The 21,282-nt window shown below is 63.8% G+C and carries 14 protein-coding genes and 2 pseudogenes; 7 read left to right on the top strand and 9 right to left on the bottom strand.

What is annotated here, in order from left to right:
- Positions 1-69: 69 nt before the first annotated feature.
- The 7 genes and pseudogenes from ACRHIG_RS06550 to hutC all read right to left on the bottom strand — a co-directional run bounded on the left by ACRHIG_RS06550 (position 70) and on the right by hutC (position 9,640).
- Positions 70-1,793: pseudogene (locus ACRHIG_RS06550) on the bottom strand (ArnT family glycosyltransferase).
- 153 nt (positions 1,794-1,946) lie between these two features.
- Positions 1,947-2,216: a type B 50S ribosomal protein L31 gene (locus ACRHIG_RS06555; RefSeq protein WP_034746247.1), complete on the bottom strand. Its 270-nt coding sequence runs from the start codon at positions 2,214-2,216 to the stop codon at positions 1,947-1,949.
- A 305-nt stretch (positions 2,217-2,521) separates the two neighbouring features.
- The gene (gene rho / locus ACRHIG_RS06560) at positions 2,522-3,784 is read right to left on the bottom strand and encodes a transcription termination factor Rho (RefSeq protein ID WP_010401543.1); all 1,263 of its coding nucleotides are present in this window, start codon (positions 3,782-3,784) and stop codon (positions 2,522-2,524) included.
- A 155-nt stretch (positions 3,785-3,939) separates the two neighbouring features.
- Positions 3,940-4,266, bottom strand: coding sequence for a thioredoxin TrxA (gene trxA / locus ACRHIG_RS06565; protein ID WP_489630756.1), 327 nt, complete (start codon positions 4,264-4,266; stop codon positions 3,940-3,942).
- A gap of 314 nt (positions 4,267-4,580) precedes the next feature.
- Positions 4,581-5,039 carry a response regulator gene (locus ACRHIG_RS06570; protein ID WP_489629703.1) on the bottom strand — a complete coding sequence of 153 codons (459 nt, stop codon included), beginning with the start codon at positions 5,037-5,039 and terminating at the stop codon, positions 4,581-4,583.
- 73 nt (positions 5,040-5,112) lie between these two features.
- A complete protein-coding gene (locus ACRHIG_RS06575) occupies positions 5,113-8,460 on the bottom strand; it encodes a PAS domain-containing hybrid sensor histidine kinase/response regulator (RefSeq protein WP_489629704.1) in 3,348 nt (1,115 codons plus the stop codon).
- Positions 8,461-8,921: 461 nt separating this feature from the next.
- Positions 8,922-9,640, bottom strand: a pseudogene (hutC, locus tag ACRHIG_RS06580) (histidine utilization transcriptional repressor HutC).
- A 180-nt stretch (positions 9,641-9,820) separates the two neighbouring features.
- On the opposite strand from hutC, the gene ada reads away from it, so the two are divergent.
- The 3 genes from ada to ACRHIG_RS06595 all read left to right on the top strand — a co-directional run bounded on the left by ada (position 9,821) and on the right by ACRHIG_RS06595 (position 13,406).
- On the top strand, positions 9,821-10,876 hold the full coding sequence (ada, locus tag ACRHIG_RS06585) for a bifunctional DNA-binding transcriptional regulator/O6-methylguanine-DNA methyltransferase Ada (protein ID WP_489629705.1): 1,056 nt from the start codon (positions 9,821-9,823) through the stop codon (positions 10,874-10,876).
- Positions 10,873-11,562 (top strand): 2OG-Fe(II) oxygenase, encoded by a 690-nt coding sequence (locus ACRHIG_RS06590; protein ID WP_489629706.1) that lies wholly within the window; start codon positions 10,873-10,875, stop codon positions 11,560-11,562. The genes ada and ACRHIG_RS06590 overlap by 4 nt, the downstream gene beginning before the upstream one ends.
- Positions 11,563-11,636: 74 nt before the next feature.
- The gene (locus tag ACRHIG_RS06595) at positions 11,637-13,406 is read left to right on the top strand and encodes a mechanosensitive ion channel family protein (protein WP_489629707.1); all 1,770 of its coding nucleotides are present in this window, start codon (positions 11,637-11,639) and stop codon (positions 13,404-13,406) included.
- On the opposite strand, the gene ACRHIG_RS06600 is transcribed toward ACRHIG_RS06595, so the two are convergent.
- Together ACRHIG_RS06600 and ACRHIG_RS06605 are read right to left on the bottom strand one after the other, a co-directional pair.
- On the bottom strand, positions 13,355-13,858 hold the full coding sequence (locus ACRHIG_RS06600; protein ID WP_475416589.1) for a hypothetical protein: 504 nt from the start codon (positions 13,856-13,858) through the stop codon (positions 13,355-13,357). The two genes, ACRHIG_RS06595 and ACRHIG_RS06600, sit on opposite strands and share 52 nt — an antisense overlap.
- 111 nt (positions 13,859-13,969) lie before the next feature.
- Entirely contained in the window at positions 13,970-15,391 is a 1,422-nt protein-coding gene (locus tag ACRHIG_RS06605) for a hypothetical protein (RefSeq protein ID WP_489629708.1), read from the bottom strand.
- 128 nt (positions 15,392-15,519) lie between these two features.
- Between ACRHIG_RS06605 and ACRHIG_RS06610 the strand changes: the two genes are divergently transcribed.
- The 4 genes from ACRHIG_RS06610 to hutH all read left to right on the top strand — a co-directional run bounded on the left by ACRHIG_RS06610 (position 15,520) and on the right by hutH (position 21,267).
- Positions 15,520-16,146, top strand: a complete 627-nt coding sequence (locus ACRHIG_RS06610; RefSeq protein WP_489629709.1) for a GNAT family N-acetyltransferase — start codon at positions 15,520-15,522, stop codon at positions 16,144-16,146.
- A 58-nt stretch (positions 16,147-16,204) separates the two neighbouring features.
- Positions 16,205-17,878: an amidohydrolase gene (locus ACRHIG_RS06615; RefSeq protein ID WP_489629710.1), complete on the top strand. Its 1,674-nt coding sequence runs from the start codon at positions 16,205-16,207 to the stop codon at positions 17,876-17,878.
- Between the two features lie 106 nt (positions 17,879-17,984).
- Positions 17,985-19,688, top strand: coding sequence for a urocanate hydratase (hutU, locus tag ACRHIG_RS06620; protein ID WP_489629711.1), 1,704 nt, complete (start codon positions 17,985-17,987; stop codon positions 19,686-19,688).
- 19 nt (positions 19,689-19,707) lie between these two features.
- On the top strand, positions 19,708-21,267 hold the full coding sequence (hutH, locus tag ACRHIG_RS06625) for a histidine ammonia-lyase (RefSeq protein ID WP_475416583.1): 1,560 nt from the start codon (positions 19,708-19,710) through the stop codon (positions 21,265-21,267).
- The last annotated feature ends 15 nt before the right edge of the window (positions 21,268-21,282 follow it).

Raw genomic sequence — 21,282 nt, forward strand, 5'->3', positions numbered from 1 at the left:
CACTTTTCTTGGTGGCAATAATTCTCTGGCGGACGTAAAAAAACCGGGGCTGGCCCGGTTTTTTGCCGCTTACCTGACGCGCTGGTACAGGCGGAAGCGTTCCACGTCATCCGTGGGACGGCGCCCTTCCCACAGCTTGATCCAGTCCGCGCCGTGATGCTCGGGCAGTTGTTCCTTGTTGTCGGGAACCTTGATGCTGTCTTGCAACAAGAACACATCGCATTGCTGCTGCCCCACCGTGGCAAACGGCAGGTGGCCGTAGTAGGCAAACGAGCGCGCTGGGCGGCGCCGACGTTGCTGTTGATGCAAGTAGTGCCTGGCGGCAGGTGGACGGAAATCTGGTGCGCCACGCTGGCGTAGCTCTTGCTGTAGTTTAGCGGCGGCAGGAACAGGGTCATGATCAGCACCCAGATCAGGATCAGGCCGCCGGACGACAGCACCACGGCGCGCCACAGCACGGCCGGCTGGCGCGAAATGCGCCAGTGCACCAGCGCCACCCAGCCCGCGCTGGCGCAGGCGGCGACGAAAAAGGCCAGCAAGTCCAGCTCGGGCTTGAAGCCTGGCATGAGCTTCAGGGCGTTATGCGACAGTTTCGGCGGCCAGCCCGTCAGGATGGCGAACCAGAACAGCCACAGCGCGAGGGCGCAGATGGTCAGCACCATCACGGAGAACCAGTCGATGGCGTTGATGGCGCCCCGTTTCATGGTCAGCAAGCCGAACGCGGCCATTACGGCCAGCGGCGGCAGCAGCGGCAGCAGCTGGCTCGGGTCGGGATCGGGATGGCACAGGCCCAGGATGGCCAGCATGGCGACAAAGGTCAGCGGCACGACGATGTGCAGCACGTGGTGCTGGCGGCGCCAGGCATACACGGCCCAGGCGGCGAACGGCCATGCGGGCCAGAAGAACCAGATGCCGACGCGCAAGAAGTACTGCACGCTTTTCAGGCTTGGGGCGCTGAACTGGCGGCAGTTCCATTCCATCCATGCTTGCAGCGGCGAATGGCCGTACGGCCGCAGCCATTCGCCCGGCAGCAGCCAGACCAGGGTCAGCGCGGCGCCGATCAGGATGGCCAGCGCCAGGTGGCGCACGCTGCGCAGCAATGGCAGGCGCAGGAAGACGGTGCACAGCAGCAGGGCGATGCTCAGCGCCGCCGGCGTGATCCAGCCGCGCGCGAGCGTCAGGCCGCCCATCGCCAGGCCCAGCAGGGCCGCATTGCGCACGGAGGGGCCTTCCATGTAGCGCACGGCGCGGTACAGCAGATAGGCCATCAGGGACACGTACAGCGCTTCGGCCGTGATGTCGTGGCTGTGCTGCAGCAGGCCCAGGCAGCCCAGATAGATGAGCACGGCGGCATCGGCCAGGGTGCGGCCGAAATCGTCCGGTTCGGGCTGGCCGCCGAAGGCCAGGCGCAGCGGCTGGGCGTCGTTGCGGCGGCCCAGGTTGAAGGCCGTGTACCAGACGGACAGGGTGCTGACGACGAAGATGCCGATGGTCGACATGCGCGCGCCGAAGACGTCGCCGTCGATCCAGCCGAACAGCTTGATGAAGATGGCGCCCAGCCAGAAGGCCAGCGGGCCTTCATCGGGCAGCGACAGGCCGGCGATGTTGGGCCACAGCCAGTCGTTCAGGCCGCCATGCGCCATGGTCCACATGATGCCGAAGCTGGCGGCATCATCGTTCTTCCACGGTTCGCGGCCGATCAGGCCAGGCAGGATGTACAGCAGGCCGAGCGCAAACAAGGCCCATCGTGGCAGCGCGAGTGTGGCAGCGGCGGGAAGGCGGACTGGCTTCATCGATAGTCGGTATCAGAAAAAATGGCAAGACGCGACGAATGGCGTCGGGTATGCGCGAGTATAAAGTAAAGCGGCCAAAGACAAAAAAGGCAGCCGTGGCTGCCTTTTCTCTGGTAGCCGAAGCTGCCCTGTTTTGCCGCAAAGCGGCAAAAATCAGCCTGCTGCGACTGCGGTTTTCGAACCAACCGAACCGAACTTCTGACGGAACTTCTCGACGCGACCGGCGGTATCGACGATTTTGTGCTTGCCCGTGAAGAATGGGTGCGATTCAGCCGAAACCTCGATCTTCACCAGTGGGTATTCTTTACCGTCGTGGGTGATTTTTTCGCGGGTTTGGATGGTCGAGCGGGTAACGAATTTGAAATCGCACGACAGATCGTGGAAAACAACTTCGCGGTATTCTGGATGGGTATCGACTTTCATGGTCTTCTCTCTAGTTTGGTAGCCAAACAGCACTTCGTCGGTCGTCCTGCTTCTTGACCCGATTGCCGATCACTTGCCAGGGTTTAAAATAATGCAACCGTCGATTATATAGCGCTTTGGGGGCGGCGGCAATAAAAAAGCCGCTCAATGAGCGGCTTGCATGATCGCGAGTGGTCGGCGTGGCGCAACGTAGGTCGGATTAGCGCGCAAGCGTGTAATCCGACAACACCACCGTCTTCGCCAACAATGTGGTCGGATTACGGCCCTGCGGGCCTAATCCGACCTACGATACACGATGGGCGAATTTAACCGCCGCGGCGCATCATGTCGAAGAACTCTGCGTTGTTCTTCGTGGCTTTCATCTTGTCGAGAATGAACTCCATCGCCTCGATCTCGTCCATCGAGTACAGCAACTTGCGCAGGATCCAGATTTTTTGCAGCTCGTTCGGCTTGATCAGCAGTTCTTCGCGGCGGGTACCCGATTTGTTCAGGTTGATTGCCGGGTAGACGCGTTTTTCGGCCAAACGGCGTTCCAGATGCACTTCCATGTTGCCGGTACCCTTGAATTCCTCAAAGATCACGTCATCCATGCGCGAACCCGTTTCGATCAGCGCCGTGGCGATGATGGTCAGCGAGCCGCCTTCTTCGATATTGCGCGCGGCGCCGAAGAAGCGTTTTGGACGTTGCAGCGCGTTCGCATCGACACCGCCGGTCAGGACCTTGCCCGAGGCAGGGATGACGGTGTTGTAGGCACGGGCCAGGCGGGTGATCGAGTCGAGCAGGATGACCACGTCTTTTTTCATTTCGACCAGGCGCTTGGCTTTTTCCAGCACCATCTCGGCTACTTGCACGTGGCGCGTGGCTGGCTCGTCGAAGGTCGAGGCGACGACTTCGCCGCGGACCGAACGTTGCATTTCGGTCACTTCTTCCGGGCGTTCGTCGATCAGCAGCACGATCAGGGTGATATCCGGGTGATTGGCCGTGATCGCGTGCGCGATGTGCTGCAGGATCACGGATTTGCCGGATTTCGGCGACGCCACCAGCAAGCCGCGCTGGCCTTTGCCGATCGGGGCGATCAGGTCGATGATGCGGCCGGTGATGTTTTCCTGGCCATTCATTTCACGTTCCAGGCGCAGCGGCTCGTTCGGGTGCAGCGGCGTCAGGTTTTCAAACAGGATGCGGTGCTTCGAGGCTTCCGGGGATTCGCCGTTGACCTTGTCGACTTTGACCAGTGCGAAATAGCGTTCGCCATCTTTCGGGGTCCGTACCTCGCCTTCGATCGAATCGCCGGTGTGCAGATTGAAGCGGCGGATTTGCGAAGGGGAGATGTAAATGTCGTCGGTGGACGCCATGTAGCTGGCGTCAGGCGAGCGCAGGAAGCCGAAGCCGTCAGGCAGCACTTCCAGGGCGCCGTCGCCAAAAATCTGTTCGCCGGACTTGGCGCGTTTTTTCAGGATAGCGAACATCAGCTCCTGTTTGCGCAAGCGGGCTGCGTTGTCAATGTCAAGACCGATCGCCATCTCAAGCAGGGCGGATACGTGTAGGGCCTTTAGTTCGGATAAATGCATATGTGTTGAGTGTCCCGAGACGGGATGTAAAGGTAGGGGAGGGGACTGCGTGGCGTTGATTAATTATTGGGGAAGGCTGTGCACGAATGAGGCAAAGCCGCTTCCCGGTCTATCCAGTCAGGCGGCGCTGCGGGCGCAGCGCTGCCCATCATACATTAAATGTTGCTGTCGACGAAAGCGGTCAACTGGCCCTTGGCCATGGCGCCCACTTTTTGAGCAGCTGCAACACCATCCTTGAACAGGATCAGGGTCGGGATGCCGCGGATGCCGAACTTGGCAGGTACCGCCTGGTTGGCGTCCACGTCCATCTTGGCGATCACGATGCGGCCGGCGTATTCCTTGGCCACTTCTTCCAGGATCGGCGCGATGGCCTTGCAGGGACCGCACCATTCTGCCCAGAAGTCGACCAGTACTGGCAACTCGGATCGCAGGACGTCTGCTTCAAAAGATGCATCGCTAATGTGTTTGATATTTTCGCTCATATTTTCCTCAAATGAGGGTGGGATCAATAATGCCTGGAATTCACCATACGCTGGTTCGCCATCCATGCTTCCTGGAATGCAGTTAGAAGATGGGGGCAATGGGCACAAATTCAATGTTCTTGGAAGGTGCGACCAGAGGTATGCAGGCGGGGATGGCTGAAATAATAACCCATTTTTTCAAAGCGTGGCGATTATTGCAGAAAAACTTGAGGCATATCGCCAGCATATCGCTCGCGCGCGCGCCGCCAGGGCGGCAAAGCCGCATGCCTGCTGGCCTGCGGCGCCGTGTCCGCCCTGCCGGCCTGGCTGCGCGATCAGCCTTGCGCGCTGGCCAGACGCGCCGTGTGCTGCAGCTGCAAGTTCACCATGAGCTGCAATTCCGCGCTTTCCATCGGCTTGCGGAAGGTGCCTAATATATGCAGGCCATTGGCCATGGCCAGGCGTTCGGCCGCCAGGCGCACGGCCGAATGCAGGCCCGACAGCAGAACCACGCCGCCGCGGAAGCCGTTTTCGGCCGCCATGCGCAAAAATTCGATGCCGTCGATGTCGGGCATGGACAGGTCGCAGATCAGCAGGTCGGGCTGGTGCTGCTTCAGGGTGGCCAGCGCCTGTTCGCTGTGCGACTCGCAGCGGATGTCGAACGGACCCATCTGCTCGAGCATGTCGCTGAGCACGTCGAGCATGAACACGTCGTCGTCCAGCAGCAGCACGCGCAACGGCGCCAGGCCCGCTTCATTGTGTTCCCGGATAGCTTGGTTTGATACAGTATTCATCGTCCTGTCTTTCTATTGATATGCTGCATCGCTGTCGATGCCGATACCTTGCCTTAACGGAATTTGGCGGTAGCTAATCGTCATTGGCAAAGCTGGTGTTATTCATGATTTGTTCGGTAATCTGTTCCAGCAGGGGCCACAGGCGCGCGACGATGCGCTGCGCCCGTTCCGCCTCGTCGGCCGGTTCGCCCGGCGCCAGGGTTTCCAGGTTGTGGCACAGCTCGGCCAGCCCCAGGGCCCCCACGGTGCGCGCCGACGACTTGATGCGGTGTCCCAGTTCCCGCACCTGGTGCACGTCGCCGCGCGCCAGGGCCGCATCGATGTCGCCAAAGCCATCCTGCGTCGTCTGCAGGAACTTGAAGGCGAATTTGCGCACCTTTTCCGGGTTGTAGCCCAGCAGCTTGGCCAGGATCGACAGGTCGATCACCTGCGGGTCGCCCGCCAGCGTGGTCTTGAAGGCGGGCGCGGCGCGGCTGCGCGCCGGCGGCGGCGGCGTCTCGCGCGCCGGCAGCCAGCTGGCGATGGTCTGGTACATCATGGCCGGCTGGATGGGCTTGGAAATGAAATCGTCCATGCCCGCGTCCAGGCAGCGCACGCGGTCTTCGCTGGTGGCCGTGGCCGTCATGGCCAGCACGCGCAGGTGCGCCAGCTGCGGGTCGGCGCGGATGTGGCGCGTCGCCTGCAAGCCATCCATCAGCGGCATCTGCACGTCCATCAGCACGCAGTCGAACTGGGTCTGGCGCAGCAGGTCGAGCGCCTCCTCGCCATTGTTGGCCAGGCAGACGGAGGCGCCCGCCTCCTCCAGCAATTCCAGCGCCACCTGTTGATTAAACGTGTTGTCTTCCACCAGCAGGATGCGCGCATGCTTGAGCGTGCGCATCACCAGGGCCGCGTCGGCGCTGGCGCGCATGGCGGCCGCCGTCTGCACCATGCTGTCGAGCATGGCCGGCGCCGCCTGGTCGGAAATGCCCAGGTTGGCCGTGAACCAGAAGGTGCTGCCGGCGCCGGGACGGCTGTCGACGCCCACGTCGCCGCCCATCAGCTGGGCCAGCTGCTTGCAGATGGCCAGGCCCAGGCCCGTGCCGCCATATTCGCGCGTGGTGGAGGTGTCGGCCTGCTGGAAGGACTGGAACAGCTTGCTCATCTCGTCCTGCGACAGGCCGATGCCGTGGTCGCACACTTCGAAGCGCACCAGGCAGTGCCTGGCGTCCGCCACCACCTTGCGCACTTTCACGGTAATGCTGCCCTGTTCGCTGAACTTGATGGCGTTATTGGCGTAGTTGATCAGCACCTGCCCCAGGCGCAGCGGGTCGCCCACGAGCACGGCCGGCAACTGCGGGTCGATCTCGAACAGCAGCTCCAGGTTCTTGCCGGCGGCGCGCGGCGCCACCACCGTCATCAGCGTCTGCACCACGTGGTCGAAACTGAAGTTGACGCGCTCGATTTCCAGCTTGCCCGCTTCGATCTTCGAGATGTCGAGGATATCGTCGATGATGCCCAGCAAGTGTTCTCCGGCAAAGCGGATCTTTTCCAGGTAATCGCGCTGGCGCGGTTCCAGGTCCGTTTTCAGGGCCAGATAGGCCATGCCGATCACGCCATTCATCGGCGTGCGGATTTCATGGCTCATGTTGGCCAGGAATTGTCCCTTCGCCAGGCTCGCCTCTTCGGCCACCTGCTTGGCCTGGTCCAGCTGCTCCGTGCGCTGCGCCACGCGCTCTTCCAAGTGTTCGTTGAGTTCGCGCAAGGCGCTCTCGCTGCGCTTGTGATACGTGATGTCCGTCAGGCTGGCCACCACCATGCCCACCTTGCCGTATTCATCGCGGATGGCCTCGGTATTTACGGACAGCCACGACAGGCTGCCGTCGGGCTGCTGCACGCCCATCAGCACGTCGCGCATGGCCTCGCCCGTCGACAGGGTGATGTGCACGGGATGGCTGCGCTGGTCGAAGGCGGAACCGTCTTCGCGGATGGCTTGCCACAGGCTGCGGTTGGCCTGACTGGCCGGGCTGGCCGCCAGCATGCGCTCGGCGGCGGCGTTGCTTTCCAGAATGTGGCCGTGGCTGTCCTGCACCACCAGGCCATTCGTCACGGCGCCGAACACGGACGCCATGCGCTGGCTCGAGTTCGACAGGGCGATCGACGCCTGGCGCCGTTCCGTGATGTCGGTGATCATCGCCAGGGTGCCGCCCGGCTCGCCATTGTCCGACTGGATGCTGGTGCTTGACAGCAAGCCCCACAGGCTGGACTGATCCTTGCGGAAGAAGCGGAAATCGACCTGGTCCGGCTGGCTGGCGGCACTGCCGTGGCTGGCCAGGCGGCGCTGCATCAGCAGCTGGCTGTCGCGGTCCATGAAGTCGAGCAAGGGGCGGCCCAGCATTTCCTGCACCGTGTAGCCCAGCATGTGCGCCATCTTCGGGTTGACGAAGGTGGTCTTGCCGTCCGCATCCGTCATCCAGATGCCTTCGGCGGCCGTCTGCACGATCAGGCGGTAGCGTTCCGAACTGGCGTGCAGGGCTTCCTCGGCGCGTTGCCGCTGCGTCATGTCGCGCAGCGAGACGATGGAAAACACTTGCCCGGCCATGCGCAGCGGCGACAGGCTGACCTTGGCCGGGAAGTGCGTGCCGTCGCGGCGGCGCGCCATCATCACCCGGCCTGGCAGGCTGTGCCGCGCTTGCGGGTCGCCGACGGACTGGCTGGCCGTGCTTTCCGGTACCAATTGCTCCAGCGACATGCCCGTCAATTCGGCCAACGGATAGCCGAAGCAGCGCGCGCCGATCTGGTTGGCGTAATGCACCTTGCCCTCGACGTCGGCCACCAGCATGGCTTCGGGCGCCGCTTCCAGCATCGAGCGCATGCGCGATTGCTCGTCCTGCTTGCGCTCGCTGATATCGCAGACGATGCCGCTGGCCTGCGTGGCGGCGCCGTCCGAGGCGCGTGTCAGCACGGCGCCGCGCGCCAGCAGCCAGCGCCAGTGGCCGTCGCTGTGGCGCAAACGGAATTCGCAATTGAAGGTGCCGGGCGCCTGCCCATCCAGATGCTGGCGAAAGGCCAGGCTCAGACGTGCGCGGTCGTCGCGGTGCACCTCGGCCAGCCAGTCGGCCAGTGCATGGTCGAGCCTGGCGCCCTTGTCGCCCAGCACGTCCTGGTACTGGGGGGCGAACAGCAGCCGGTCGGACTGGCGCCGCCAGGTCCAGCCAGCCAAGGCCGCGCCGCGCAAGGCGTGCACGGCATCCTGTTCGGCCAGGGCCTGCGCGGGCAGCAGCAGGCGGCGCAACTGTTTCCGCAGCCGCCAGGCTTGCCAGCAAGCCACTCCCGCCAGGGCGGTGGCGCTGGCGGCAGCATACGGCCACAGCAGTGCCGGCGCCATGCCGTGTGCCGCCGCCTGTACCGGCAGCGAGACTGCCAGGCCTGCCGCCAGCATCGTACGCGCGAGCCGGCGCAGCGCAGGGCGCCGTCGGCGTGGTGCGCTGAAACTCGTGTGGCTGCAATACGACAAATGCATCCCTTTCTGGGGCGTGATTGGACTGGGCTGGCAGTGCATGATGCGCGCTCAAATAAACGCCTGCGGCGCTTTCTGGCGGCAACTATAGCATCGAATATTTACTCGGAGTATTTAAGTTCAGAAACGGCCAAAACGGGATTTTTTTGTCCCGGAATGGCCGTTTTTTCGCGATTTGGTGAGAATCTGAGAGAAAGTCGGCGCGAAATCGTGCTACGGAATCAGCGATCTGTAGAGCACCTGATAAAACCGTAGCGAGCGGCAGCGAGGCTCGGCGCCCCCTTGTGGCCAAGAAGCGCAACCGTGCTTGGGCACGGGGGCGCCGAGCCGGTGAGCATCACAGGCCGCAAAGCGCGACGCGCAATAGGTTTTTCCAGGTGTTCTCAGGTGAAACTGCCCGCAAACTGATAGCGGTGTCCGGGATGCCACATGGTGGCGAGCGAGGCGATCTTGCCGCCCGAGCGCGTCTGGCGGCGCAGCACCAGGCACGCCTGTTTCGTGTCGATGGCCAGCATTTCGGCGATGTCGCGCGGCGCCGACAGCGCCTCGATGCTGTAGGTGGCGCCTTGCAGGGGGCGGCGGCCATCAGGTATTCGTTCGGCGTGATGCTGGAAAAATCCTGCGTCATGTAGTCGGGCGCGCACTCGGGATTGACCCAGCGGTCTTCCACCTGGATCGGCACGCCGTTTTCAAAATGCACGATCAGCGAATGAAACAGCGGGTGTTCCGGCGGCAGGCCGAATTGCTTGGCCAGCAAATCCGAGGCCTTGGTACGCTCCAGCAATTGCAGGCTGCTGCGGTGGATATGCCCGCGCGCGCGCACTTCATCGGCGATACTCTTGATTTCCAATAAGGTCGCCTGGTATTTTTGCTGTGCCACATAGGTGCCCGATCCCTGGCGCCGCGTCAATATTTGCTCGCTGGTGAGTTCGCGCACGGCGCGGTTGACCGTCATGCGCGAGACGCCGAACTGTTTCACCAGGGCTTGCTCGGACGGAATCACGTCGCCTTCCTTCCAGCGTCCGGCGGCAATGCCGGCCAGCAGAAAATCCTTGATGCGCTGGAAAATGGGCGTATTTTCTTGTGTATTCTGGTCGTCCAATGCGGTTTCTCCGGGGCGCGGGCAGGACGCGCCGCCGGCTGGAGGCGCGATGGCCGATTTTAGCACCGAGCAAGGCAGGCGCCGCCAGCCTTTTTTGAATTCAAAAGCAAGCGCCGGAGTGTGGCGCGCGCGGGCGCTGGCTATGCTGGTGACTTGTTATTGACCTGCACGGAGTTCGCCATGGAACACGCTTACCTGACTGACGATGAACGCTGGGACGCCCTGCAGCGGCGCGCGCCCGACGCCGACGGCGTCTTTTATTACTCGGTGCGCACGACGGGCGTGTATTGCCGGCCATCCTGCGCGGCGCGTCCCGCCTTGCGCCGCAACGTGGCCTTCCACGCCACGTGCGAGCAGGCGGAGGCGGCCGGCTTTCGCCCCTGCCTGCGCTGCAAGCCGAACTTGCCGCCGCTGGCCCAGCGCCAGGCGGCCATCGTGGCCGACATCTGCCGGCTGATCGACGCCAGCGACGAGCTGCCCGATCTGGAGAGCCTTGCCGGCGCCGCAGGCATGAGCCGCTTTCACTTCCACCGCGTCTTCAAGGCGCACACGGGCATCACGCCGAAAGCGTACGCGGCGGCGCGGCGCGGCGAGCGCCTGAAGGCCGGCTTGCAGGGCGCTGCGAACGTCACGGAAACGTTGTATGCGGCCGGTTTCAATTCCAGCGGCCGCCTGTATGCCGCCACGCCCGGCTTGCTGGGCATGACGCCGGGCGCATTCCGCGCCGGCGGCAGCGGCGCCGTGATCCGCTTCGCCATCGGCGCCTGCTCGCTGGGCGCCATCCTCGTGGCCAGCACGGAGAAGGGCATCTGTGCGATTCTGATCGACGACGACCCGGAAGTGCTGCTGCGCGACTTGCAGGACCGTTTCCCGCAAGCCGAGCTGCGCGGCGCCGAGCCTGACTATGAACGGACGGTGGCGCAGGTGGTGGGACTGGTCGAGGCGCCGGCGATCGGCCTGGACTTGCCGCTCGACGTGCGCGGCACCGTGTTCCAGCAGCGCGTGTGGCAAGCCTTGCGCGAGATTCCCGCCGGCAGCACGGTCAGCTATGCCGAGCTGGCGCGGCGCATCGGCGCACCGAACGGGGCGCGGGCCGTGGCGGGCGCCTGCGCTGCGAACGCGCTGGCCGTCGCCATCCCCTGCCACCGGGTCGTGCGCAACGATGGCGCGCTGTCCGGCTACCGTTGGGGCGTGGAGCGCAAGCAGGCGTTGCTCGAGCGCGAGGGCGAGCGGTGAGGGCGCTGGACTGGCGCCAGATCGAGGATGAGCTGAATCAATACGGCTGCGCCGTCGCGCCGGGCTTGCTCAATCCCGCGCAGTGCGGGGCGCTGGCGGCGCAGTATGACGATGCGTCGCGCTTTCGCAGCCGTGTGGTAATGCAGCGCCACGGTTTCGGCCAGGGCGAGTACCAGTATTGGGCGCATCCGCTGCCGGACGTGGTGGCCGCCTTGCGCGAACAGTTGTACGGGCCGCTGGCAGCGATCGCCAACCGCTGGCACGCCAGCATGGGCCTGGCAGCGCGCTTTCCCACCAGCCACGCGGATTTCCTCGCGCGCTGCCATGCGGCGGGGCAGACGCGGCCCACGCCCTTGCTCTTACGCTACCGCGAGGGCGATTACAACTGCCTGCACCAGGACCTGTATGGCGAGCACGTGTTTCCGCTGCAAGTGGCCGTGCTGCTGTCCCGTCCGCAAGACGATTTCACGGGCGGCGAGTTCGTGCTGACGGAGCAGCGCCCGCGCATGCAGTCGCGCTTGGAGGTCGTGCCGCTGGCGCAGGGCGACGCCGTGATCTTTCCCGTGGCGCTGCGCCCCGTGAATGGCACGCGCGGCAGTTACCGCGTCAACATGCGCCATGGCGTGTCGCGCCTGCGCTCGGGCTTGCGCCACACCCTGGGCATCATTTTTCATGATGCGAGCTGAACGCTAGCTGCGGCGCTTGAGTTTCCGCAATTACATGGCATGATGGCTACTCCCTGTCACTTTTCACTTTTGCCATGTCCGCGTTGCTCCGCCTGTTGTGCCTGTTGACGATCTTCCTCTTCCCCGTGGCCCATGCGCAGGACGCTGCGCCATCGCTCGTTACGGAGACTGCCAGCGTCATGGCGCCGTCACAGGCCGCGGCCGTCAAGACGGCGCCATTGATGTTCGCCAACCGCAAGGTGTTCGTCTTCCGCGCCGCGCTGGCCGGCTATCCGCCCGATGAACGGGCCATCGGCGCGCAGCGCCGCCTGGAAGGCGTGCTGGCGAAAAACGGTCCCTTGCAGGCGAGCACCCGCATGATTCCCGAGGGCACGCAGGTGCTGCTCGACGGCGTGCAGCTGTTCGTCGTCGTGCCCGGCGACGTGAACCTGCTGGCCGGCGACACGACGGAAAGCGTGGCGAAAACGGCCGCCAGCGAGTTGAGCAAGGCCGTGTCTGACTATCGCGAACAGGGCAGCTGGCGCTACCTGTCGATTGCCGCCGCCGTGTGCGCGGCCGCCACCCTCGTGTTCTGGCTCGTGTGGATGGGCTTGACGCGCTTGTACCGCTGGGCCAAGCGCCGCAGCGGCATCCTGCTGGCCTCGCGCCTGCGCGACGTGCGCCTGAAAAACGTGCGCGTGCTCGACGCCGAACACTACATCGCCTTCGCGTATCAACTGCTGAGCGCCGTGCTGTGGGGTTTGCGCCTGATGGTCACGTATCTGTGGGCCGCCTTCGTGCTGGGCCGTTTGCCCTACACGCGCTCGTGGGGCGAAAGCCTGAGCGGCTACCTGTTTGACGTGGCGGCCGACGTCTTCCACGCCATCATCGGCGCCTTGCCGGGGCTGGTGCTGGTGTGCGTGATCTTCGCCATTGCGCGCCTGATCGCCGCCACGGCCGCCTCGCTGTTCAAGCGCGTGGAAAGCGGCGAATTGCAGATCGGCTGGCTGGACAAGGACACGGCCCTGCCCACGCGCCGCATCGCCAGCGTGGTGATCTGGCTGTTCGCGCTGGCCATGGCGTACCCGTATTTGCCCGGCTCGCACACGGCCGCCTTCCAGGGCCTGTCCGTGCTGGTGGGCCTGATGGTGTCGATCGGCGCGTCGAGCATCGTGGGCCAGGGCGCCAGCGGCCTGATCCTGATGTACACGCGCGCCCTGCGCAAGGGAGAATATGTGCGCGTGGGCGACAGCGAGGGCACGGTGGTTGACGTCGGCATGTTCGAGACGCGCCTGCGCACGGGCCTGGGCGAGGAAGTTGCCTTGCCGAACGCCTGGGTGATGTCGCAAACGACAAAGAACTATTCGCGCGCCCAGCCCGGCGGCGGCTTCGTGCTCGACTCCACCGTCACCATCGGCTATGCCACGCCGTGGCGGCAAGTGCACGCCATGCTGGAACTGGCCGCTGCCCGCACGCCGGAGCTGTCGACCACGCCGAAACCGTACGTGATGCAACTGGCGCTGCAGGATTACTACGTGCAATACCGCCTCGTCGCCTACGCCAGCGCCGAAGTCCCCCGCCAGCGCGCCGAAGTGCTGAACCGCTTGCACCAGAACATCATCGACGTCTTCAACGAATTCGACGTGCAGATCACCTCGCCGCACTACATCGACGACCCGAAAGAGTCGCACGTGGTGCCGCCCGGTGAATGGTTCAGGGCGCCGGCGAAGCGGGGGAAGAATCGATTGAGGTGGTTCCGCCCAAGTCTTGAACGCGAGGCGTGGTCTGTGCGTGACGTATGCAATGGCACGCGCTATCTTGGTTTTTCCTCGGGAGCGCAGGTATTCTTGCCATTTGTCAGCTGAATTACCTGGAAACCCCCGGCGGGTGCCGCGAGCAGGCAGAAATCTGCGGAGTAGCGCGAAGTGGGATCGGACGCGGATGGCGGCCTTCCCAGGAAGGATACGCCATACACTTTTCCCGCAAGCAGCGGCGCGGCAGCGCTGCTCTCGGCCCCCTCGGGTGCCTTGCCATAGCGCACACATCCCTTGTTTGGCAGACGATAGCTGGGATCGCCAAACGAGGCATTGGGAAACATGACCGTCCATACATCTTTCCAGCCATTCGGCCCAGGTGTGCTGATCGTCAGCATCTTCAGGCTGACTGGTCCCCTTGATCGTTCCTCTTCGCTGGCAATTTTGAAGCAGGGAAGGCCCGCCTCAGTCATGACGGCGGCTGTGCCCATGCGCGACCACGCCGAGGCATTGATGCTCGTCAAGGCGGCAAGCAGGAATAACAGTGTGTGACGATATGGCATGGCGATCCTTGCACTATCTGATGAGCGAATGCTCCGGGCAACTATCCTGTTTCCACGCTGGCGTGTCGCTGCCAATGGCGATGATTTTTCGTTCACCAGTGGCCGTGGCTACTATGCAAAACTTTCCCATATAGCCATAGGTAGGGTCTGCAGGATCATTTGGTCTTCCATTGAGGAAAATGCTGTAGACCCGTCCTGTTTGCAGTTCAGGGGCGGGCATGCCGTTCGCTCCTTGGGGAAGATCACCATACCGAAGGCAGCTTTTTGACGAGAGCGGTACTTTTTTCCACCAGTCATATAAAAACTCCACACACCAACGGCGGGCTTTTCTGACAGGTCTGAAATGCTGAGTGCTCCCAGGAGTGGCTGGCCGTTACGCTTTTCTTCCTTCTGTGAGATTGTGAAACACGGTACGCCGTCAACCGAACTTATTTCTGCGTCGGCGATGCGCGATCTTGCGGATACTTCAAGGGATATCGACGAGAGGAGTACGCTCGATATTGCCGCCAGGTAAATTTTTTCGCTTTTTCTGTCTGTGAAAAAGTCACTGAGTACTTCTTCGTATAGTGCTTGGTCATTGGCATATTGCTCCTGTTGCATCGTTGGAGGATGCTTCAAATACTTTAACGCATAGTAGTCAGCCAGTAGATCCCCTTGTGCTTCCATGTTGTAGTCAGCTAGTCTTTTTGTGTGGCTGAGCTCATAGTTATAGTCCAACCCAATTCTGAATGCGCCCCGCATTGCCACCGGGTATCTCAGTTGATACTGCCAAACATGGACCATTTCGTGAATGAACCAACGGCGCCGGATCCTATCAGTACTAGAAAAATCGTCCAGAAATCTCGACTCATGAAAGTACATTTCCCCATTGGGTGTCATGGCAGTGTTTTTTGGTTGGAACAGCCATAGATAAGGCCTCTTGTGAATTTTGACTTTGCTATAGTCGACGGCATCCTCGAAAATCATCCATGCCATGTCTATTTCACCCTGGGTAAGCGGGCGAGCCATGCTATCGATTTTTACCTGTTTTACTGATGTATCGAGATCCTTGTCGGTCGTTTTTACGTCTTGTAGTTCCAGTATGATCGCCGTTGGCGCCACAGGGGCAGGTGCAGCGGAGCAGCAAGGAAGACTATCTTCTTGTGGGAAAAACTCCACCATCGTTATTTGCGCTTCCCGCTTGCTGGCGACGCGCCCCGTGCGCCCCTTCGCATCCGTCGTCCCCGTCCACGTTTCCCCATTGCTCAAGGTGAGCCGGTAATCGGCGTGCGCCAGCGGCACTTTGTTTTGCGAGACGAATTCCACCTGTTCGTCGTAGCCGCAGCACCAGCATTCGTCGGGCTGTCCGGCCAGGCGGTGCAGTTCGCAGCCGCTTGTCGCGTTGCGCAGGGTCGCGCCCAGCACGGGTCGGCCGTCGGCGCTGAAGGTGACGATCATGCTGTCGAAGCGCGCGCCCAGGCTTTTCTTCTGGTGGGCCACGAGCTTGAAGAACACGTCGCACGCGGTGGTGCTGATGACATGGTGCCTGGCCATGGCGCGCTCCGCCTTAAAACCTCAGCCTAAGCCAGCGGGGGCGGGATGGTATTGACTGGGCGCAAGGGGTGTGCGTTTGCGTTAAGATGCCCGGCGTTTCCCCGTTACGATGAAAAGAAAGAGAACCCATGTCCAGCGTACCCCATACTCAAGCATCGCAAGCCGCCGGCAGCCTGGCTGCCGCCCTGATCGGCGACCCGTTCTACCGCGCCGTCACGGTGGCGTGCGGCGAGGACGAAGCGGCGCGGCTGGTGATGCTGGAAGCGTACTTCGCGCTGGCGCTGGACGAAGGCTGGCAGGCGGGCCGCGTCGACCTGGCTGGCGATGGGTGCAATGAGGCGGGCAATGGCGCCGCCATCTGGACGACGGATACGCCGGCAGCCCGGCGCCAGGCCGCGTATGCGCAGCGCGAGGATGCTTTGCGCGTGCTGCTGGGCGAGCAGGGTTTCGCGCATTTTTCGGCCATCGTCGAGAACATGGAGCATGCGCTGGCGCCGCATGGTCTGCAGGACGCGTGGTACCTGTCGATCGCCGGCATCGCCCCGGACGCGCAGGGCCGGGGATTGGGCGCGTCCGTGCTGGCGCCGGGCCTGGCGGCCGTCGATGCGGCCGGCGCCGCGTGCTTCCTGGAGACCTACAACGAGCGCAGCCTGCCGTTCTACGGCCGTCTGGGCTTCGTGGTGGCGGGGCGTTACGCGGAAACCATCACGGGCTGCGATTACTGGCTGATGCTGCGGCAACCCACTGCTGCCTGATTGACCATTTTGCCAATTTCTATACACTCGTCTTTTCATTCAAGACTTGGAGATGGAAATGCCGACCCTGCCACTGCGCCGCACCCTGCTCGTTCTCGCCTGCCTGGGCGCCCTCGGCCACGCTCACGCCGATACCGTCATCGATAATGCGAATGGCTACACGCTCGACGCGCATGGCAAGGTGGTGCGCTTCACGGCGCTGGCCTTTGACGACGCTGGAAAACTCCTCGCCGTCGGCAGCGCCGCGCAGGTGAAGCGCAAGGCGGCCAAGGGCGCCCTGCACGTCGACGTGCAGGGCAAGACCGTGCTGCCAGGGCTGATCGACGCGCATGGCCACGTGTTCGGCCTGGGGACGATCGCCAGCGGCGTGATGCTGTACGGTTCGTCCTCATTGCCTGCCGCCGTGCAGGCCGTGGGCGACTTCGCCCGCGCGCATCCCGAGCGCAGCTGGATCGTCGGCAGCGGCTGGAACCAGGAAATCTGGAAGCTGGGGCGCTTTCCCACGGCCGCAGAGCTCGATGCGGCGGAAAGCGCACGGCCCGTGTGGCTGCGCCGGGTCGACGGCCACGCGGGCTGGGCCAACAGCCGCGCGCTGGCGCTGGCCGGCATCACGCCCGCCACGCAAGATCCGGCCGGCGGCAAGATAGTCCGCGATGCGGACGGCAATGCAACCGGCGTGCTGGTCGACAATGCCATGGACTTGATGGATGCCGTGCTGCCCAAGCCGGGCGACGTGGAAAACCGCGCCGCCCTCGATGGCGCGCTGGCGCAGCTGTCGCAGGCGGGCCTGACCAGCGTGCACGATGCGGGCATCGGCCAGATGCAGGACCGGCTGTTCCGCGACTATGCGGACCACGGCAAGCTGACGGTGCGCGTCTACGGCATGATTGCCGATACCACCGAAGACTTCGACGCGCTGTCGAAAAGGGGCCCATTAAAAAGCTATGCGCGCGACATGTACGCCTTGCGCGCCGTCAAACTGCTGTCCGACGGCGCCCTGGGCAGCCGCGGCGCGGCCCTGCTGGCGCCGTACAGCGACGATCCTTCTACCCGCGGCCTGCTGTTCTTCAAAGATGACGCCATGCGCGCGAAGATGGAAAAAGCCATGCGCGCCGGCTACCAGGTGAACGTGCACGCCATCGGCGACGCGGGCAACCACCAGATCCTCGACGGCTACCAGGCCTTGACCGCGCAATACCATAGCGCGGGCCTGCGCCACCGCATGGAGCACGCGCAGGTGGTGCAGTTGTCCGACATCCCCCGCTTCAAGGCGCTGGGCATCGTGCCGTCGATGCAGCCCACGCACGCGACGTCCGACCAGAATATGGCGGAGCAGCGCGTGGGCCACGAGCGCATCAAGGGCGCGTATGCGTGGCGCACCTTCCTCAAGCAAGGTTCGCGCATCGCCTGCGGCTCCGACTTCCCCATCGAGTCGCCGAATCCGTTCGAAGGCATCCACGCGGCCGTCACGCGGCAAAACAGCGAGGGGTTTCCGGCCGGCGGCTGGTATCCGCAGCAAGCCATGACGGTGACGGAAGCGCTGCGTTGCTTCACCCTCGACGCAGCCTGGGCGGCGCACCAGGAAAAGGTCATCGGCACCCTGGAAGCGGGTAAATGGGCGGATTTCATCGTCGTCGACCAGGACCTGTTCAAGGTGTCACCAGCCGCCATCGGCAAGACGCAGGTGCTGCAGACGTGGGTGGCGGGCAAGCGCGTGTTCGAGAAAAAGTAAGGATTTGACACCTGCAAAAACCTGTTGACTTGGTTGTATAGACAACCTATGCTGGGAGTACCAGAGCGGACCACGCATGTCCGCTCGCACCCTACGAGGAGACAGCATGAACAGCACAATGGACACCGATCCACGCTTTGATGCCAGCCGTACCATCCGCGCGCCGCGCGGCACGGTCATGGCTTGCAAGAGTTGGCAGGCCGAGGCGGCTTACCGCATGTTGCAAAATAACCTGGACCCGGAAGTGGCGGAAAATCCGCAGCACCTGGTCGTCTACGGCGGCATCGGTCGCGCGGCCCGCAACTGGGCCTGTTTCGACCAGATCCTCGCCTCGCTGCGCGAACTGGAAGACGACCAGACTTTGCTGATCCAGTCCGGCAAGCCGGTGGGCGTGTTCCAGACGCATCAGGACGCGCCGCGCGTGCTGATCGCGAACTCCAATCTGGTGCCGAAATGGGCGAACTGGGAACACTTCAACGAACTCGATCGCCAGGGCCTGTTCATGTACGGCCAGATGACGGCCGGCAGCTGGATCTACATCGGCACGCAGGGCATCGTGCAGGGCACGTATGAAACCTTCGCCGAGGCGGGCCGCCAGCATTTCGGCGGCGACTGGGGCGGGCGCTGGATCTTGACGGCGGGCCTGGGCGGCATGGGCGGCGCGCAGCCGCTGGCCGCCACGATGGCCGGCGCCGTGTCGCTCAATATCGAATGCCAGCAAAGCAGCATCGACTTCCGCCTGCGCACGCGCTACCTGGACAAGCAGGCGGCCAGCCTGGACGAAGCTTTGGCGCTGGTGAAATACCACACCGAGCGCAAGGAAGCCATTTCGATTGGCCTCCTGGGCAACGCGGCCGAAGTGCTGCCGGAACTGGTGCGCCGCGCCAAGGCGGGCGGCCTGGTGCCCGACCTCGTGACGGACCAGACGTCCGCGCACGACCTGGTCAACGGCTATCTGCCGCGCGGCTGGAGCGTGTCGGACTGGAAGGCGGCGCAGCAGGACCCGCAGCGCCACGCGCGCCTGACGGTGGCCGCCGCCGATTCCTGCGCCGCCCACGTGCAGGCCATGCTCGATTTCCACGCCATGGGCGTGCATACGGTCGACTATGGCAACAACATCCGCCAGGTGGCGTTCGACCAGGGCGTGCAGAACGCCTTCGACTTCCCCGGCTTCGTGCCCGCCTACATCCGCCCGCAGTTCTGCGAAGGGCGGGGGCCGTTCCGCTGGGTGGCCCTGTCGGGCGACCCGGAAGACATCTATAAAACGGATGCGAAGATCAAGGAGCTGTTCCCGCACCACAAGCAGGTGCACCACTGGCTGGACATGGCGCGCGAGCGCATCGCCTTCCAGGGCCTGCCGGCGCGCATCTGCTGGCTGGGACTGGGCGAGCGCCACATCGCGGGCCTGGCCTTCAACGAGATGGTGCGCACGGGCGAACTGAAGGCGCCCATCGTCATCGGCCGCGACCACCTGGACACGGGTTCCGTCGCCAGCCCGAACCGCGAGACGGAAAGCATGAAGGACGGCACGGACGCCGTCTCCGACTGGCCGCTGCTGAACGCCATGCTGAACACGGCCGGCGGCGCCACCTGGGTCTCGCTGCACCATGGCGGCGGCGTGGGAATGGGGTATTCTCAGCATGCGGGCATGGTCATCGTGGCCGATGGCACGGAAGGGGCGGCGAAACGCCTGGCCCGGGTGCTGGTCAACGACAGCGGCTCGGGCGTCATGCGCCATGCCGATGCTGGCTACGAAACCGCGGCCGCCTGCGCCAAGCGCAACGGCCTGATTCTTCCAATGCTTCCTTGAGACCTTGATGCGAATGACTATGACACAGCATGCCAAAAGTTGGACCCTGAAGCCGGGCGCGATGACCCTGGGCGACCTGCGCGCCGTCTGGGCCGCACCCGCCAAACTGATCCTCGCCGCCGAGGCCTATCCCGTCATCGAGGCATCTGCCGCCGCCGTGCAAGCCATCGTCGCCAAGGGCGATGCGGCCTACGGCATCAACACGGGCTTCGGCCTGCTCGCCAAGACGCGCATCCCCGATGAAAAGCTGGAGCAATTGCAGCGCAACCTGATCCTGTCGCATTCCGTCGGCACGGGAGAGCTGCTGTCGGACGCCGTCGTGCGCCTGATCATGCTGATGAAGATCGGCAGCCTGGCGCGCGGCTTTTCCGGCGTGCGCCCGCTGATCGTCGATACCCTGATCGCCCTGTACAACGCGGGCATCATGCCGGCCATTCCCGCCAAGGGTTCCGTCGGCGCCTCGGGCGACCTGGCGCCCCTGTCGCACATGACCCTGGCCATGCTGGGCGTGGGCGAGGTGCGCGTCAACGGCGAATTGATGCCGGCCCCCGAGGCACTGGCGCAGGCAGGCATCGCGCCCGTCGTGCTGGCGGCAAAAGAGGGGCTGGCCCTGATCAACGGCACGCAGGTGTCGAACGCGCTGGCGCTGCATGGCCTGTTCATGGCCGAGCGCCTGCTGGAAGCGGCCATGGTCACAGGTGCGCTGTCGCTGGACGCGGCCAAGGGCAGCGATGCGCCGTTCGACGCGCGCGTGCACGCCGTGCGGGGACAGCCGGGGCAGATACTGGCCGCGCAGATGTACCGCCAGCTGGTGGCCAACAGCGCCATCCGCGCTTCGCACCTGGAAGGCGACGAGCGCGTGCAGGACCCGTACAGCCTGCGCTGCCAGCCGCAAGTCATGGGCGCCTGCCTGGATTTGATCGGCAACGTGGGCCGCACCCTGCTGATCGAAGCCAATGCCGTCACGGACAATCCGCTGATCTTCCAGGATGGTCCCAACGGGCAGGCGGAGATCGTCTCGGGCGGGAACTTCCATGCCGAACCGGTGGCCTTTGCGGCCGATACCATGGCGCTGGCGATCGCCGAAATCGGTGCGCTGGCAGAGCGCCGTATCGCGCTGCTGATCGACGCGACGCTGTCCGGCCTGCCGCCGTTTCTCGTGCGCGACCCGGGCGTCAATTCCGGCTTCATGATCGCCCACGTGACGGCCGCCGCGCTGGCGTCGGAAAACAAGTCGCTCGCCCACCCGGCCAGCGTCGACAGCCTGCCCACGTCCGCCAACCAGGAAGACCACGTGAGCATGGCCACGTTCGCCGGGCGCCGCCTGGACGACATGGCGCACAACACGGCCGTCATCGTCGGCATCGAACTGCTGGCCGCCGCGCAGGGCATCGATTTCCACCGTCCGCTGAAAACCTCGCCGCACCTCGAACACGTGCACCACCAGCTGCGCCAGAAGGTGCCGTTCTTCGACGCCGACCGCTTCTTCGCGCCCGACATCGAGGCTGCCAAGCAGATGGTGCTGCAGGGTGAATTGAGCAGCACCTGCAAGAATTTGTTCGCCCCGCTGTACGCTTAAGCGGGAGCAAGGAGA

Source organism: Janthinobacterium sp. C22 (assembly GCF_057919405.1).

Coding starts and splice junctions, on each gene's coding strand:
- ACRHIG_RS06575 (WP_489629704.1), bottom strand. CDS start 8,460: ATGCTGGCGGCAGGCCTGGCAGTCTCGCTGCCGGTACAGGCGGCGGCA.
- trxA (WP_489630756.1), bottom strand. CDS start 4,266: ATGAGCGAAAATATCAAACACATTAGCGATGCATCTTTTGAAGCAGAC.
- ACRHIG_RS06595 (WP_489629707.1), top strand. CDS start 11,637: ATGTCCGCGTTGCTCCGCCTGTTGTGCCTGTTGACGATCTTCCTCTTC.
- ACRHIG_RS06615 (WP_489629710.1), top strand. CDS start 16,205: ATGCCGACCCTGCCACTGCGCCGCACCCTGCTCGTTCTCGCCTGCCTG.
- ACRHIG_RS06570 (WP_489629703.1), bottom strand. CDS start 5,039: ATGAATACTGTATCAAACCAAGCTATCCGGGAACACAATGAAGCGGGC.
- hutH (WP_475416583.1), top strand. CDS start 19,708: ATGACACAGCATGCCAAAAGTTGGACCCTGAAGCCGGGCGCGATGACC.
- ACRHIG_RS06605 (WP_489629708.1), bottom strand. CDS start 15,391: ATGGCCAGGCACCATGTCATCAGCACCACCGCGTGCGACGTGTTCTTC.
- ACRHIG_RS06610 (WP_489629709.1), top strand. CDS start 15,520: ATGTCCAGCGTACCCCATACTCAAGCATCGCAAGCCGCCGGCAGCCTG.
- ACRHIG_RS06555 (WP_034746247.1), bottom strand. CDS start 2,216: ATGAAAGTCGATACCCATCCAGAATACCGCGAAGTTGTTTTCCACGAT.
- ada (WP_489629705.1), top strand. CDS start 9,821: ATGGAACACGCTTACCTGACTGACGATGAACGCTGGGACGCCCTGCAG.
- hutU (WP_489629711.1), top strand. CDS start 17,985: ATGAACAGCACAATGGACACCGATCCACGCTTTGATGCCAGCCGTACC.
- ACRHIG_RS06600 (WP_475416589.1), bottom strand. CDS start 13,858: ATGCCATATCGTCACACACTGTTATTCCTGCTTGCCGCCTTGACGAGC.
- rho (WP_010401543.1), bottom strand. CDS start 3,784: ATGCATTTATCCGAACTAAAGGCCCTACACGTATCCGCCCTGCTTGAG.